Genomic DNA, 16,906 nt, shown 5'->3' on the forward strand with positions numbered 1-16,906 from the left:
GCTACATACTCGTTGGAATTGACGAGTATGTAGCGTTTTTTTATGCCTTTTACTTTACAAAAATAAGGTTCCTCGGTAAGATGTATCTAATTAGATATGTAAAGAATAGAGAGGTGATAGTTTGACGCCGACGGAGATGAAAATATTAATTGGTTTACATCGCAATGTAAATACCTTAGATAAAAAAACTGCTGATTTAGCGGCTGAATATGGCTTAACTTTTAGTCAGTTTATGGTTTTGGAAGCCTTATATAGTAAAGGTGATATGACGGTAGGCGAAGTGCGTGAACGTATTTTAAGTACAGTTGGTACCATCTCGTTAATCGTTAATAATTTGGTGAAGTTGAATTATATTGAACGTTTAGATGATCCTAAGGACCGAAGAGTCTGTATTTTACATTTAACAAAAGCAGGCTATGATATTATTAGTGAATTAGCACCTCGTAATGTGCAAGCCATTCAAGCTAGTATGGCTCATTTAGACACTACAGAACAAGAGACTTTGTTATCGATGTTAAAAAAATTAAGTGAAGATGTTAAGTAAATAAAAGGTCTAGCTATATTTTAAATTGCGTTACGATTTTATAAAGAATAGGCACACAGATATTATAAAAACTGGTAAAATAGTATATATAGGAAATGCGTGTAAATTTCGATATACTAAAATTAAAGGAATGTATTAGCTGAAGGATAAAGGAGGTTATGTACAGTGTTTGTGAATGTAATTCGTAAAAAATGGCTCTTAGCTTTGTTGGGGGTCACTTTTGTTTCAGGCAGTGCTATGGCGGCGACAGTGCCGACTGGCGGCTTACAAGATGTAGTTAATTATACGACCGCAGATTCTGTTGTGACTGGAGCGCCGTTAGCCGAACGAGGCGTACCAAAGAAATTATTAGAGGCCTATTTACCAGCATCAACGGCCAAAACAGAATTGACAAATAGTAGTAATTCTTTATATCGCCAACAAGCCTTGAAGGTAGCGTTACCGATGACAGATGTAACACAATATAAACAGATTCCTGCCTTTGATGGATTCCCAAAAGAAATTCCTAGTTTTGCTAAGGATGTGCAAGTATTTTATGTACCTCAATTTGGTAAAGCGGGCGGTGAAGCACAAGTTGCGTTCAAAGGAACAGTTAATGAGTTGGCACCATATCGTGCAGAGGCGATGAAATTAGCCATTATGCAAACGAATTTAGAGGATAGTCGCTCTGTGTATATTAAAATGGAATCTACTACTGATATGCGCTATGCTCATAGCTTACGTGAACTATTACCAGATTATCGCTTTAATGTATCTAAGGAATTGAGTAATTTAGGTCCATGGCGTGATTTCTGGAGCGATAGCATTGACGCTAAGACACAGACTTTGCACTTACAAGCTACCTCACAATTGTTTGATGAAGCGACTAATAAAGAATTGCAACAAAATCTATTAGGCTATTATTCGTATACCTATACATCGCAGCCTTTAGGAGATGCGTATGAATATTATGTTTTCAATGTAGGCACAACCTTTGATCACCCTTATGTAACAGGGGCGGCCTTTGCTAAAACTGGTACAGAAGTTATTTATTTCTATCGTCAGGTGTAGTTAAAAACCGAATGTTATTTAATTTTAACTTTATAATGTTCGGCTATTTATATTGACCCCTTATAGGTCCTATGATAGAATGAAATGAGATTATTCAGTCATTTTCATGGAGGTTTAACACACATGATTCAACGGTATACAAGAGAAAAAATGGGCCACATTTGGAGCGAACGTAATGAATTTGAACAAATGTTGGAAGTTGAAATTTTAGCTTGTGAAGCACAAGCGGAATTGGGAACCATTCCTAAAGAAGCAGCTAAAGTGATTCGTGAAAAAGCTAATTTTGACGTAGAACGTATTCACGAAATCGAAAAAGAAACAAATCATGATATTATTTCCTTCGTAACTGCAGTAGGTGAATATGTAGGGGAAGAAGCGAAATATATTCATCTTGGCTTAACATCTACGGACGTAAAAGATACAGCGCTTGGAGCTATGATGAAACAAGCTTGTGATATTATTTTGGAAGATTTACATACTTTGCGTGATGTACTTCGTCGTCGAGCTGCTGAATTTAAATATACACCGATGGTGGGGCGTACTCATGGGATTCATGGCGAACCGACTACATTTGGTTTAAAACTTTGCCTTTGGATGGCTGAAATTGAACGAGATATTGAACGTTTGGAACATGCTAAGAAAAATGTAGCTGTTGGCAAGATGTCTGGTGCTGTAGGTACTTACTCAGTAAATGATCCATTTATTGAAAAATATGTATGTGAAAAACTTGGTTTGGAACCAGTTAAAATTGCTACTCAGGTTGTTCAACGTGACCGTCATGCTGAACTTTGTAGTACCTTAGCTATTATTGCTAGTACCTTGGATAAAATTGCATTAGAAATTCGTCATTTACAACGTACAGAAGTGCGCGAAGCTGAAGAATATTTCAGCCCTAAACAAAAAGGATCTTCCGCTATGCCTCATAAACGCAATCCAATTACTTGTGAACGTATTTGTGGCTTAGCTCGCGTGGTGCGCGGTAATGCACAAGCAGCTATGGAAGATGTAGCTTTGTGGCACGAACGTGATATTTCTCATAGTTCGGTAGAACGCGTTATTTTACCAGATAGCACTATTACAGTGGATTACATGTTATCCTTAACAATTAAAGTAATTGATAAATTACTAGTATATCCAGAAAACATGATGAAAAATTTGGAATTAACGGGTGGTTTAATTTTCAGTCAACAAATTTTGACAGCCTTGGTTGATAAAGGAGCTGTTCGTGACCAAGCATATCGTTGGGTACAGCGTCATGCTATGGCTCGTTGGTTAGAAGGTAAAGACTTTAAAGCCGGTCTAAAAGGTGATGAAGATATTAAAAAATATTTGAATGATGAAGAAATAGATCATTTATTTGATCCACATCGTATGCTTCGTCATGTAGATACTATTATGGCTCGCTTTGGGTTATAATATAGACATACAATAGAATATAAATACATTAAAGGTGTATCTTGGAACTAGATGTTTTACTTTCTAAGATGCACCTTTTTCTTGTGTTTATTGAAGAAATAGATTATGGTTAAAGTAATCTCTCTTTTATCCTCAACTACCTAATGCACGCTTTTCAAAGGTATGCTATAATGAGGTGTATGAATACTCTGATTTAGAGTAGGCCATACCAACAACTGACACTATGTGAGATAAATGGAGGTTTAATATTATGGCAACCAGTATGGTTATCGGCACCCAGTGGGGCGACGAAGGAAAAGGTAAAATCGTAGATTATTTAGCAGAACAGGCAGACGTGGTAGTACGCAGTCAAGGTGGCAATAATGCTGGACATACCGTAGTGGTTGACGATAAAGCATTTGCTCTTCGTTTATTACCTAGTGGGATTTTGTATGATGACAAAATCAATGTTGTAGGTACTGGTACGGTTATCGATCCTAAAGTATTATTAGGTGAAATTGAAAACTTGGAACGAGAAGGAAAAAGTGCTAAAACTTTACAGATTTCCAATCGTGCTCATGTAATCTTGCCTTATCATAATCGTTTGGATGAAGCGGAAGAAGCATCTAAAGGGGCTCTTTCTATTGGCACCACTAAAAATGGTATTGGCCCATGCTATGCGGATAAAGTAAATCGTATTGGCATTCGTATTTGCGATTTGATGAATGAAGAAGTTTTCAAAGAAAAATTAACATATAATGTAAAGCTTAAAAATAAAATTTTGCGTGATGTATATGGTGCAGAGCCAGTAGATTATTATGAAATTCTTAAAGAGTATTTAGGCTATGCAGACCGTTTACGTCAATATGTAACGGATACAAACTACAATGTAGTGTCCTACATTAAAGATGGTAAAAAAGTATTATTTGAAGGGGCACAGGCTACTATGCTTGACCTTGACCATGGTACATATCCATTCGTAACAAGCTCCCATCCAATTTCTGGAGGTGCTTCAGTAGGTGCTGGTGTAGGTCCTAACTATTTGAAAAATATTGTAGGGGTTGTTAAAGCGTATGCTACCCGTGTAGGGGCTGGCCCATTCCCATCTGAGTTATTAGATGAAACCGGCGATTTGCTTCGTGAAACAGGTCGTGAGTTTGGTACTGTAACAGGTCGTCCTCGCCGTTGCGGTTGGTTAGATTTAGCTGTAGTTAGTTATGCAGCAGACTTGAACAGTCTTGATTATTTGGCGATTACTCGTCTTGATATTTTAGATAAATTGCCAGAGTTAAAAATTTGTATTGGTTATACGTTAAATGGTGAACCAGTAAAAGGGTTCCCTGCTGATTTACAAGAATTAGAAAAATGTCAACCAGTATACGAAACATTACCTGGTTGGCAGACTGATATTAGCCATATTCGCAACTATGAAGAGTTACCAGAAAATGCACGTCGTTATGTAGAACGCATTTCAGAAGTAACAGGTGTTCGTCTTGGTATTGTATCTGTTGGTCCTAATCGTAAACAGACGATTGTATTACAAGACGTATTTGGTGCGTAAGAATTAATTTAGAGTCGTGGAGTAAGCTTGCTCTACGACTCTTTTTACGTTTATCCTCTCTTAAGAGACATTTTATAAGGATTTTCCTTAAAAAAGGGGATTTTATATTAATTTTTAGCAAAATATGGTAAAATAAAATTTAGTGTAGTACATAATATTTTAAATTTGAATATTTATTTTTATGAGCGTACAGTATCTAGTGGTGGTTCGACGAGGTAGTCCATTCGTAGTGGAAACTATGTTGACACTGCAGGCTCATAGAAATGAATATACTGAGGTAATGGATTGTATTCGTAAAGGAGATTACAAAACGTGGAGTATTTAATTTCATTTTTAGAAACTTATGGGTATGCGGCTATGTTTATCGCCATGGTATTAGAAAATGCCAATGTGCCGATTCCTAGTGAAATTGTATTGGGCTTTTCTGGTTATCTGATCGCACAAGGTGTGTTTGAAATGAATATGACTATGATTGTAGCTACCGCTGCTGGCGTAGTTGGCTCAGTACTATCGTATTGGATGGGTGAACATGGTGGTCGTCCATTATTAAAAAAATATGGCTCCTATATTTTCTTTAATGAGCATAAATTTGAAATGGCAGAAAAAATGTTCAATAAATATGGTGGCGCTGCTGTATTTTTTGGTCGTTTATTGCCAGGGATTCGTACATTCATATCGTTTCCGGCAGGGATTGCCCGTTACCCTATGGGGCGCTTTGTGATTTGGACTTTATTAGGCACTATTCCTTGGACGATTCTTCTCGTATGGTTAGGTGTTAAATTAGGTGAGCATTGGCAAGATTTGATTGAATATAATCACGAATTTTTAGTGATTATGCTTGCTGTTTTTGCTGTGATTGCCCTTTTCTTTGGTATTCATTATTATCGCAATAAAAAGAAAAAAGCGGCCGCTACGTCGTCTGATACACAGGATACCCAGCAAGACTAAGGAGGGATTTGATGCGGCTTCATCGTTTGACCGTTATTTGTTTCCTCATTGCTTTGGCTATGTATGCTATTGGTAATGGAGGACTGCCGGTGACTGATCCGGTAGAGTCTAATTATGCACTGACGGCAAAGGAAATGGTAGTAACTGGTGATTGGTTATCGCCACAAATTTATCATAATTATTGGTATGATAAGCCGATTATGATTTATTGGCTTATCGGCTTAAGTTATAAATTATTTGGTTTTACTGATTTTGCAGCTCGTTTCCCGGCCGCTCTCTTTGGAGCGCTAAGCGTTGGTTTATTTTATCAGGTGGTACGCAGTATTTCAGGCCGTCGCTTGTTATCCTTGTGGAGCGCCATGATCTTAGGTTCATCTTTAGAATTCTGGCTCTTAGCTAGGGGTATTGTAACAGATATGGTACTCCTATGGGCTACGATTGGTACTTTTGCGTATGCGTATCGTGGTTTGACCGAAGGTAAGACACGCTTTATGGTATGGGCTTATATTTTTGCCGGCCTAGGGGTTCTTACTAAAGGGCCAGTCGCCCTTGTATTACCAGGTATTTTATTGTTAGTGTATGCCTTGGTTATGCGTTCGTGGCGCATGTTCCGTTATATTTTTGTTTGGCAAGGTATATTGGCATTTATTATTGTTGTTTTACCTTGGTACGGATACATGTATTTGACGCATGGTCAAGAGTTTATTGATGGTTTCTTAGGTCTTCATAATGTAGTGCGAGCTACGCAATCAGAACATCCTGATGTGAATCATTGGTGGTATTATTTAGCCATGTTCCCGATTGCTTCATTGCCTTGGACTGGAGCGATTATATATGGTATGTATTATGGTTGGCGTTTGAAACAACCATTTTATGTGTTCTCTATGGTCATGGGGTGGGGTACGTTGTTATTTTACTCCCTCATGGCGACTAAATATCCAACCTATACCTTTATTAGTTTAATTCCTTTTAGCTTCTTAGGCGCTTTTGGGGTAGTTAAACTATTGCGACCAGGTACACCATGTAAACGTTGGTGGATTCTTATGGGACCAGCCTTTTTCTTGTGGATTTTGTTTGGCGTGGCCAGCTTCTTTGTACCTTGGGGCTTTTGGTATTTACTCTATGTATTTATTGTAGTAGGGATTATATTAACAGTCCTTATGTACATGAATAGAAAGCGTTATATGTTGCCTGTTGTGATTGCTTTTGCCACTATGGCTATTGCCGGGTTAGTCATTCATGAAGGGGTACAGCCTCTTATTGAGCAACGATCCTCAGAAGTTTACGCGCCGATTGTAGCTAAGTATGATGGTAATATTTATTTTTACGGTAATTATAGCGCTTCTTTAGTGTATTATGCAGACAAAGAGGTTACAAAGATTGAAGATGACGCCATTCCGTCAATCCGTGAGAAGCGAAGTGCTGCCTGGGAAGGTAAAAATACTATGCCTACCAAGACAGTCGCTGAAGTGGTGCAACAGTTTGAAGTAACACAGTATAATGAAGAGCGTATTTTACGGTCCATGACTAATAATCAAGGGCGTCCTACGCGCTTACCAATGGGTGAAAAGGCGACGGCCCCAATGCCGATTGATAATCCAGTGCCGTTACAAGCCATGATTATTGTGCCTGAAAAATTACAACCGTATTTTGCTAATACGCCACTTTATAAGATGGTGGAATTGAAGCAACATATCAATAAAGTGTTGATTTATGAAACTCCATAAGTTTATTTTTATGAAATGTCATAAGGTATATCTTTATGACATTTCATAGGTTTTGGCCATAGGAGGTTTATTGCTGTGAAAATGACTGATAAGTACGTAGAATTAGAAGCTAAGGTCAATCAATTTATTGAACGGTTGACCTCCTATGAAGGTTCGCCTACAGTATTTAACCCTTGGCGAGATTATGAGGACGGTCTAGATAGTACTCTTGAAGCACCAGCTATTCGCCGAGAACAATTACGTCAGTATTTACTAGCGCGCCTTGGTGGCTGTCCGTATGTGATTATTGCCGAGGCTATGGGGTATCAAGGAGGACGCTTTTCAGGGATTGCTATTACTTGTGAACGCATGTTGTTAGGTTTTCATAATCAAATAAAGCCTACCATGATTTTGCCACAAGGAAAGGGAGAGCGTACGAGTTTAGCTACGAGTCCTTTGCTTACGAAAGCTAAGGTGCAAGTCGAAGGTTTTAATGAACCTACTGATACGGTGGTATGGTCCACCTTACTCGATAATGGCATTGATACATATAAAGCCTTGTTATGGAATATTTTCCCCTTCCACCCTCATGAAGAGGGTAAGCTATTATCTAATCGCACGCCTACAGAGGCGGAGTTAAAAATTGGTGGAACGTTTGCTAAAGAATTGTTAGTGTTAAATAATTTGGCTCTTCATGGCGATGAAACAATGGCTCGTGAACTAGCTTCTGCGATGACGGGTGAGGGTCTTAATGCGAGTGTTTTTGCTGTAGGACGTAAATCATCAGGCGTTTTACAAGAACAAGCTATTTTCGCCTATCCATTGCGACATCCAGCTAATGGGGGCGCACAACAATATCGCGATCAGTTTGCTGAAATTTATGCTACTTTATCCGCTCGTAACTAATGATTTGCTGTTTGTGGTTACATAAGGTGTTTGTGTTTATACTGAGAACCTCCGAGCTTAGCTCGGGGGTTCTTTGAGTTTTGCTATAAATATGATATACTAGATTTAAGATATTCGTTCGGCTTTGGGCAATGGATTTCATCGCCATGTTTATATAGAAGCTTGTGAAGCGCTATATACATGGCCTCGTTGATGAACAGCCCTTTAACTTTACAAGTAGTACTATGCATAGGGAAAGGTGTGTCTAGAAGTAGATTATCCTTTCATTTGTGGTGCATAGATTGGCTCATATACTGACAAGTTAATAATGAACGAGTTCCCTTGATAGAGTTATCGGGACAAGACAGAATGAGGACTGGCTTGACGGTAACTGTTACTATAAGGGAATTTTGTTTATATGCTGACAATACGTTTGATAAGTCGTTATTGGTAGCGCTAGGCGCTTGCGATTTATGTAGGTACATATAGGTTAATCAGATGTTAAGTAAAATTTAGGAGGAGTATTGAACTCATGTTGAAAGAATTATTTAATAAAGTAACAGGCCAGAGTAGCGAAGCGACTACTAATGGGCCTAAGAATACAGCAAATACAGCAATTCCTACAGAAACAGGTGCTGTAATTGCTGGGGAAACTGCTAATGAAGGAGCACCTCGCCGTAACACCCGTCGTACTTCCAATCGTAGTGAAGAAACTCGTGGTGAAACTAAGCGTACAACAACTCGTCGTACTGCCAATGGTGAGGGGACGAAAACGAGTGCACCGCGTCGTAAAAATACGAATGTAGCAGCGACTAGTGAAGGGGCACCTAAAGCGCAACGTACAAATAATCGCACGAATAATAGTAAGAGTAATGGCCGCTATAATTCACGTAATAATAATGAAGGCACTAAAAATACACGCTATACTAACAATGCGAACAGTAATAGTGAAGCGGCTAAAGCCAATGCTCGTCATACGGCCAATAAAAAAGATAAGCTCATGATTATCCCATTAGGTGGTCTTGGTGAAATTGGTAAAAATATGACAGTATTCCAATATGGCGATGATATTATTGTCTTGGATGCAGGGTTGGCGTTCCCAGAAAATGACATGCCAGGGGTAGATATTGTTATTCCTGACATGAGCTACTTGATTGAAAATAAAGATAAAGTGCGTGCTGTTGTTATCACTCATGGTCATGAAGACCATATTGGTTCTTTGGCGTACTTACTTAAAGAAATTAATGTGCCTGTATATGCGACTAATTTAGTATGTGGCTTAATTGAAGGCAAGTTAAAAGAAAATAAAGTAGGCGGCGTGAAACTTAATGTAGTCAAAGCGGGCGATGAAATCCGCATTGGTACTTTTAAAGTGGGCTTTATTCAAACAAACCATTCTATTCCTGATGCGTGTGCCGTATATTTTGAAACGCCAGTGGGCACGGTAGTTCATACTGGTGACTTCAAAGTAGATCAGACTCCAGTAGATGGTAAATTAATGGATGTACATAAATTTGCTGAACTTGGGAATAAAGGGGTATTGGCTTTAATGTCCGACTCCACTAATGTGGAAAAACCTGGCTTTACACCTTCTGAAAGTACAGTAGGTCCTGCTTTGTTACGAGCAGTGGGAGAAGCGCGAGGTCGTGTTGTGTTAGCTACATTCGCATCTAATGTATCTCGCTTACAACAAGCTGTAGATGCAGCGGTAGCGTTCAAACGTAAAGTCATTGTTCTTGGTCGCAGTATGGTTAACGTTTCAGAAATTGCACAAGAACGAGGTTACTTAAATGTGCCCGAAGGTACAATGATTGACGTGGATGAAATGAATCGCTATCGTGATGATGAAATCATGATTTTGACGACTGGTAGTCAGGGTGAACCGATGGCCGGCTTATCTCGTATGGCAACGAATAATCACCGCACTATCGAGATTACACCAAATGATACAATTATTATTTCGGCGACACCAATTCCTGGTAATGAAGCGGCCGTAGGTCGTACGATTGATAATTTATTGCGTTTAGGTGCTGATGTTATTTATGGTCGTGACCGTGGCATTCACGTATCAGGTCATGGTAGTCAAGAAGATTTGAAAACAATGCTTAATTTGGTACGCCCTAAATTCTTTATTCCAGTACATGGTGAATATCGCATGCTTAAAAAACATGGTGAGTTAGCTGTATCTATGGGGATTGTAAAACCAAATCATGTATTAGTAGGCGATAATGGTCAGATTTTTGAATTTACTAGTCGTACAGCTCGCAAAGGCGGTCATGTAACAGCTGGTAAAGTCTTTGTAGATGGTCTTGGCGTAGGTGATGTAGGAAACATCGTAATTCGTGATCGTCAGCAGTTGGCACAAGAAGGTATGGTTATTGTAGTGATGGCTATGGATTGGGCTAGTGGTCAAATCGTGGCAGGCCCAGATATTGTATCTCGTGGTTTTGTGTATGTTCGTGATGCGGAAGACCTTATGAATGAAGCACAAAAACGCATTGAGCAAGTGATTGAGAAATGTGAAGCGAATCAGATGAAAGATTGGGCTACTATTAAATCACAAGTTCGTGATACGCTTGGTAAATTCTTGTATGAAAAGACACGTCGTCGTCCGATGATCTTACCAATTATTCAAGACGTGTAATTTGTTAGGGTCTCTATAAGCTGTGTTATTCTAGATTTTATAAGGTGTTTTGCATAATTGCTACCCTTGATTTACTGGTTAATGATATTCAAAAGCAATACAAAATGATATAATAGTCGTGTGGCCTTGGTCACACGACTATTTTCTTAGGAGTTATTTATACATGAAATATACAGATACACGGGCCGTTGTGGAAACAGGATTTTTGACGGCTCTTATTATGGTATTTACCTTTATTGGCTTAACCGTACCGGCTATGGGTATTTTTGCTTCTATTTTAATGCCTGCCGTATTGGTCGTGCTAGGGGCACGACATGGCGTACGTTGGAGTATGTTAGCGACTATTACCTCTGGTGTGGTGATGAGTGTTGTCATTACTCCGTTAATGGCTTTTATGCAAGTGCTTACTTCAGGTGTTCCTGGTATTGTACTCGCTTATGGGTATGAACGGCGTTGGCCAACAGCACGGTTATTGACGTTACCAGCCCTTACGATGATGGCAATGATTGCCGTTCAACTAGGGATTGCACAATATGTTATGCAGGTAGATTTAGTGCAGATGTGGCAACAGTTTCAGCAAGAAACTCTTACTAGTATGGAAACCGCGTATCGTGAACAAGGTCTATTAGAAGAACAGATACAGCCTATGGTAGCTAGTATGGAGACTATGTTAAAACAGATGATATATGTAGCTTTTGCAGCTTTGTTCATATCGTCTGTGATTATGAGTTATGCTATATGTAAGGTGGCAAATGTGGTTGTGCGCCGAGCTGGTGGGCAAGGTGTTACCTTACCGCCGATTGATCAATGGCACGTACCGCAATGGGCTGTTTATATCTTCGCTTTAGGCATTTTACTCACCTATTGGGGTGACCAATATCAATCGGAATTGATTAATTTAGTAGCCTATAATTTATATGCCTTAGGGACGTATATGTTAGTGCTACAAGGGATAGGCTGTTTGTGGAATATCTTCAAAAGCTATCAGATGTCTGTAGTTTTCCGTTTAGTTTTGATATTTTTGACCTTATTAATGAATTTTGCCACCCTATGGATTGGCATACTTGATTTAATTTTTGATCTACGTCGTCGTTTGGCTAAAAAGACAGTAGATGATGAATAAAGGGATAGGGAGCGAGACTATGAAAGGGAATCAAGGCTTTTTAGGGGCCTTTGAAAAGACCGCGATTGTTGTTATTATCGCATTACTATTAGTGATTGCTTGGCTTAACTGGCAATTAGCTTTATTTGGCTTGTTGTTTGTTGTTGTAGCCTATTTATATAGCAGTAGAGCCATTCATAAACAGCGTCGTCAGATTTATGAACAATTTGATACGATTGCTAAAGGGATTACGCAGGCTTCAAACTTTGCTTTGCAAAATCTGCCAACTGCTATTGTTATTATTGACAGTAAAGCTCGTGTTTGTTGGTGCAATAGTGTATTCCGTGATTGGATGCCACAAGATCCAGACAAAACACAACGCTTGAATGTTTTTATTCCTAGTTTGCGTTTAGATAAGATTTGGGGCAAATCGGGATATTTTAATGAAAAAATTGAAAATAAATATTATCGTGTTATTTATAAATTTATTGATGGCACAGACCGTAAAGATTCAGAGTCCAGCGAAGTGGAATCCTATATGGCGTTTTACTTTGATGATGTGACAGAATCAGAACAGTTGCGTCATGAAGCGGAAGCTATGGCACCAGCCTTTGGTTTTCTTATGATGGATAACATTGAAGATGTAACTAAAGGGCTAAGTGATGTGGAATATACGAATCTGTGGGCTGAGATTAACAATGCCATTGTAGAAGAAATTGACCGTTATGATGGTTTTGTTCGTAACTATGCAGAGGATTCTTATATTTTCTGTATTTCTAAAAATGCACTAATGGATATGATTGAACAGAACTTCCCATTGTTGGCAAGAGTTCATAATATTCCAACTAGTCGCCGTATTCCAGCCACTATTAGTATTGGGATTGCTGCTGGCGAAGAAAACATTAAAGAACAGTCAGAACGGGCTCGTTCTGGTTTAGAATTAGCCTTAGGTCGTGGTGGTGACCAAGCGACCGTATATATTGGCGAAGAACTAAAGTTTTATGGTGGTAAAACACAGGGTGCTGAGAAGAATACACGTGTGCGTGCTCGTGTAGTGGCACAAGCTATCAAAGAGTTAATGGATGATGCGGATAATGTTATTGTTATGGGCCATGAACGGGAAGATTATGATAGCATTGGTGGCGCTATTGGTGTAGCTGCTATGGCTCGTGGGGCGGGTAAACCGGTCCATGTCGCTGTGAGCGATCAAACCGTAGCTATTAAGAAATTGTCTGATTTATTCCCTACTGAACCAGGGTTTGAAAGTTTATTGATTACGCCACAAGCAGCGGAAGAGCTTGTGACTGATTCTACTTTGGTATTTGTAGTGGATGTACATCGACCTGATATGGTTGCCGCACCAAAAGCGTTACAGAAAGCAAAACGTCGTGTGGTTATTGATCATCATCGTCGTGCTTCTGATTTTGTAGAAAAACCATTGTTGACCTATTTAGAGCCAGCTTCGTCTTCAACTAGTGAGTTGGTTACTGAATTGATTCAATATTTTGTAGCCCCTATTTCGTTAAATGTTGTAGAGGCGAGCGCTCTTTATGCCGGGATTGTAGTCGATACTAAGAATTTTGTTGTGCAAACAGGTTCGCGTACGTTTGATGCAGCTTCATTCTTGCGTCGTTCGGGCGCTGATTTGTCGATTGTACGCCATTTATTTATGGAAAGCTTTGATGGAGTTCAATTGCGGGCTAAAATGTTGGCCGACGCCGAACGATTTGATGGTTTAGCTTTAACTATATGCCCTGATGGTATTCAAAATGCCTCTATTATATCGGCACAAACGGCGGATACTTTGATTACAATTGAAGGGATTGAGGCAAGCTTTGTACTTTATCCAATGGCCGATGGCGGCATTGGCGTAAGTGCCCGTTCCCAAGGAGCGATTAATGTTCAGCTTATTATGGAGGCCTTAGGTGGTGGCGGTCATCGAACCGTTGCTGGAGGCCAATTATATGATATGACCATGGAAGAGGCTGTTGCGGCTGTTAAAAAAGCGGCAAAAGAACGGACTAATTCCATGAAGAAGGAGGAAGAAACAGAATGAAAGTAATTTTGTTAGAAGATGTAAAAAAAGTAGGTAAAAAAGGTGAAATTATTGAAGTAAGTGAAGGCTATGGCCGTAATGTACTGATCAAAAAAGGTCAGGCTTTAGAAGGTACACCAGCTAACTTGAATAATGCCAAACAGCAACAGGCCTCAGCAGCTCATAAAAAACAGGTAAATGCTGATGAAGCTAAAATCTTAGCCAGTCAACTTGCCAAAGTAGAAGTAACAATCCCTGTAAAAATGGGGGACGCTGGTCGCGTTTTTGGATCGGTTACGGGCAAAGATATTTCTGATGCATTGGCTAAACAGTTTGATGTTGATGTAGACAAAAAGAAAATTGAATTAAAAGAGCCATTAAAAACTTTGGGTGCCCATGATGTTTTAATTCGTGTACATCCTGAAATTACAACAACCATTAAAGTTGAATTAGTGGAAGGTTAATTATGGCAGAACCACGGATCCCTCCTCATAGTATAGAGGCTGAACGAGCTGTACTGGGAGCCTTGCTTACAGGGGAGAATGTATACGACTCAATTAGTAGCATTGTTACTCGTAGCGATTTTTACCGTGATGCCCATCGAATTATGTATGAAGCGATTGAGAATATTCAGCACTCTCATCAGCGGCCGGATATGATTCTATTAGTAGAAGAATTAAATCGTCTTAAAAAGCTAGAAGAAGTAGGTGGCATTAATTATATTACCGATATTACGAATGCTGCCTCGGCTGTATATAATGTGGAAGAGCATGCTCGTATTATAGCTGGTAAGGCGCAGTTACGCCGGTTAATAGATGTAGGTAATAGAATTGTTGGTGAAAGCTATGCGACGACTAAATCAGTGCCTGAAATTCTCAATGATGCGGAAGTAGGAATCCTTGGCGTAACAGGGCAATTAAAAGCAGAAACGTCCTTTGTAAGTTTAGGTAATGTGTTGCCTAATTTAATTTCGCGCTTAGGGGAACTACAGAATCATGGCGATACGTTGACTGGTATATCCACTGGTTTTAAGGATTTGGATAATATTACCAATGGTTTACAACGGTCAGACCTTATTTTAGTTGCCGCACGACCATCTATGGGTAAAACCGCATTTACGCTTAATTTAGCGTATAATGTGGCCGTTAAAGGTAAAGGTTCCGTTGCTTTTTTCTCCCTTGAAATGTCGGCGGAGCAGTTAGTAGGTCGTATTTTATCCTCGGCTACGGAAGTACCTTCCCATAAACTACGGACTGGTCAGTTACAGCCAGCTGATTGGGATGAAGTGGCAAAACAGATGGATAGTTTGATGTCCTCTAAATTATATATTGATGATACACCAGGGCTTACTGTACAGATGATGCGTTCTAAACTGCGTCGTTTAAAAGTAGAAAAAGGCCTAGATTTAATTATTGTGGACTATGTGCAGTTGATGACAGGCCGTAATGGTGGCAATAGTGATAATCGTCAGCAGGAGATTTCAGAGATTTCTCGAAATCTTAAATTAATAGCCCGTGAGATGAATGTTCCATTGATTGCCTTATCACAGTTAAGTCGTGGCGTTGAATCTCGTACTGATAAGCGCCCTGTATTAAGTGACTTACGTGAATCTGGCTCTTTGGAACAGGATGCGGATATTGTAGTCTTTTTGTATCGTGATAAGTATTATAGTAAAGACGATACACAAGAAGATATAACTGAAGTTATTATTCGTAAACATCGTAATGGTGCGCTGGGTACAATTAATCTCTTGTTCCAAGGGGAATTAACGAGATTTAGAGATACAACTTTGCGTACGGAAGAAGATGGCATGTAGGGAGGTAAAACTATGAAACGTTGGCGTCGAACATTAGGAGCAACAACCTTAGGTGTATTATTAGCTAGTGGCGTAGGGTTTTCGGGACCTACCGTAGAAGCAAGTTTATTTGATGTTTTACTCGGTGGCGCAGTAAATATGGTAGAAGTTAATACAGGAATTTCTAACTTAGATGATACTGAGCAAGGTCAGCAATACATGCTTGAACAGCGTAAGAGTCAAGTAGGGTATTATAATAATTATGCCTATCAAGATAGAGCTAAACGAATCTTTGAGGCCTTGACTAGCTCTCCTGATGTGAAACGGACGTATGTAGTTTTTGTAAATCCTCAAACAGATGCTAATGCTAGCATGGGGGTAGGTCGTGTTATGACAATTAACAAAGGCCTTATGGATATGTTAGATGATGATGCATTGGCTTCGGTAGTAGGTCATGAAATAGGTCATGGAGAAAATAAAGATATCGTTCGTGGTCTTCGTAAAAGTGTGGCATTGCAGACCGCTGTAGGCGCTGCAACAAATAATGCAGGCGGTCTTAGTGTAATATTGGGCAATGCAGCTGGCAATTACTTGAATGAACAAGTATTTAGTATGAGCCAAGAGAAGAAAGCTGATGAATGGGGCTTTAAGTTATTAGCTGATAGTCACTTTAATGTAGGCGCTGCGGCTGTTTCCATGGCGGTAATTCGCGATAAATATGGCGAGTTATACACGGATGGTCTAGGCCAGATTATTAATCCTAATGATCATCCTAAGATGAGTCAACGTATTTCAGATCATTTGAAACGTTTGCATGTGTATTCTAATAAGCATGTAGAGGTTAAAGAGGATGTCGTGTATGTTAATAATCAACCTGTCTATACAGGTGAGGCAGCCGGCAATTACACGGGTGCTATGCGTGCGTATTTAGTAGCTGGCAAATTAGCGCGCTATTATCATGATAATCAAGTAGGTGAGCCTGTAGTACAAGGTAATCAAGTATTGATGAATGGAGCTTCTTTGGTGACTTTAAGTTCTGCTGAAAAAGCGAATGCTATGGGACAGGCTTTAAGTGCAGCTATTGCTAAGCAGGATCATAAAGTAGATAAAAAAGCGGACAAAAAAGCGGACAAAAAAGCAAAAGATAAGAAATAAAATATAAATTTTGCTAAGCTGTAACGGTTTATGGCAATTCAGCTTATAGTAATTCAGTTTGTAGTAATTTAGCTGATACTTGAATA

The 16,906-nt window shown here is 39.3% G+C and carries 13 protein-coding genes; all 13 read left to right on the top strand.

From position 1 onward, the window contains the following. The first annotated feature begins 136 nt into the window (after nt 1-136). The 13 genes from NFR44_RS05770 to NFR44_RS05830 all read left to right on the top strand — a co-directional run bounded on the left by NFR44_RS05770 (nt 137) and on the right by NFR44_RS05830 (nt 16,820). Complete coding sequence (locus tag NFR44_RS05770) at nt 137-544, top strand: MarR family winged helix-turn-helix transcriptional regulator (RefSeq protein ID WP_251441913.1); 408 nt, start codon at nt 137-139, stop codon at nt 542-544. 165 nt (nt 545-709) lie between these two features. Next, nucleotides 710-1,594, top strand: coding sequence for a hypothetical protein (locus NFR44_RS05775; protein WP_251441916.1), 885 nt, complete (start codon nt 710-712; stop codon nt 1,592-1,594). Nucleotides 1,595-1,717: 123 nt separating this feature from the next. Continuing rightward, nucleotides 1,718-3,010, top strand: coding sequence for an adenylosuccinate lyase (gene purB / locus NFR44_RS05780; RefSeq protein ID WP_251441920.1), 1,293 nt, complete (start codon nt 1,718-1,720; stop codon nt 3,008-3,010). 250 nt (nt 3,011-3,260) lie between these two features. Beyond that, nucleotides 3,261-4,550: an adenylosuccinate synthase gene (locus tag NFR44_RS05785; RefSeq protein ID WP_251441923.1), complete on the top strand. Its 1,290-nt coding sequence runs from the start codon at nt 3,261-3,263 to the stop codon at nt 4,548-4,550. A 312-nt stretch (nt 4,551-4,862) separates the two neighbouring features. Beyond that, the gene (locus NFR44_RS05790; RefSeq protein WP_251441926.1) at nt 4,863-5,498 is read left to right on the top strand and encodes a DedA family protein; all 636 of its coding nucleotides are present in this window, start codon (nt 4,863-4,865) and stop codon (nt 5,496-5,498) included. An 11-nt stretch (nt 5,499-5,509) separates the two neighbouring features. Then, on the top strand, nt 5,510-7,225 hold the full coding sequence (locus NFR44_RS05795) for an ArnT family glycosyltransferase (protein ID WP_251441928.1): 1,716 nt from the start codon (nt 5,510-5,512) through the stop codon (nt 7,223-7,225). A gap of 81 nt (nt 7,226-7,306) precedes the next feature. After that, nucleotides 7,307-8,110 carry a uracil-DNA glycosylase gene (locus NFR44_RS05800; RefSeq protein ID WP_251442453.1) on the top strand — a complete coding sequence of 268 codons (804 nt, stop codon included), beginning with the start codon at nt 7,307-7,309 and terminating at the stop codon, nt 8,108-8,110. A gap of 511 nt (nt 8,111-8,621) precedes the next feature. Further along, nucleotides 8,622-10,733 carry an RNase J family beta-CASP ribonuclease gene (locus NFR44_RS05805; protein ID WP_277612777.1) on the top strand — a complete coding sequence of 704 codons (2,112 nt, stop codon included), beginning with the start codon at nt 8,622-8,624 and terminating at the stop codon, nt 10,731-10,733. Nucleotides 10,734-10,896: 163 nt separating this feature from the next. Continuing rightward, nucleotides 10,897-11,856: a YybS family protein gene (locus NFR44_RS05810; RefSeq protein ID WP_251441931.1), complete on the top strand. Its 960-nt coding sequence runs from the start codon at nt 10,897-10,899 to the stop codon at nt 11,854-11,856. A gap of 19 nt (nt 11,857-11,875) precedes the next feature. Continuing rightward, complete coding sequence (locus NFR44_RS05815) at nt 11,876-13,891, top strand: DHH family phosphoesterase (protein ID WP_251441934.1); 2,016 nt, start codon at nt 11,876-11,878, stop codon at nt 13,889-13,891. After that, a complete protein-coding gene (gene rplI, locus NFR44_RS05820; RefSeq protein ID WP_251441937.1) occupies nt 13,888-14,334 on the top strand; it encodes a 50S ribosomal protein L9 in 447 nt (148 codons plus the stop codon). Before NFR44_RS05815 ends, rplI begins: the two co-directional genes overlap by 4 nt. A gap of 2 nt (nt 14,335-14,336) precedes the next feature. After that, entirely contained in the window at nt 14,337-15,686 is a 1,350-nt protein-coding gene (gene dnaB, locus NFR44_RS05825; RefSeq protein ID WP_251441940.1) for a replicative DNA helicase, read from the top strand. Between the two features lie 12 nt (nt 15,687-15,698). Then, a complete protein-coding gene (locus NFR44_RS05830) occupies nt 15,699-16,820 on the top strand; it encodes a M48 family metallopeptidase (protein ID WP_251441943.1) in 1,122 nt (373 codons plus the stop codon). Nucleotides 16,821-16,906 lie beyond the last annotated feature (86 nt).

Source organism: Veillonella intestinalis (genome assembly GCF_943193155.1).
Lineage (GTDB): Bacteria > Bacillota > Negativicutes > Veillonellales > Veillonellaceae > Veillonella_A > Veillonella_A intestinalis.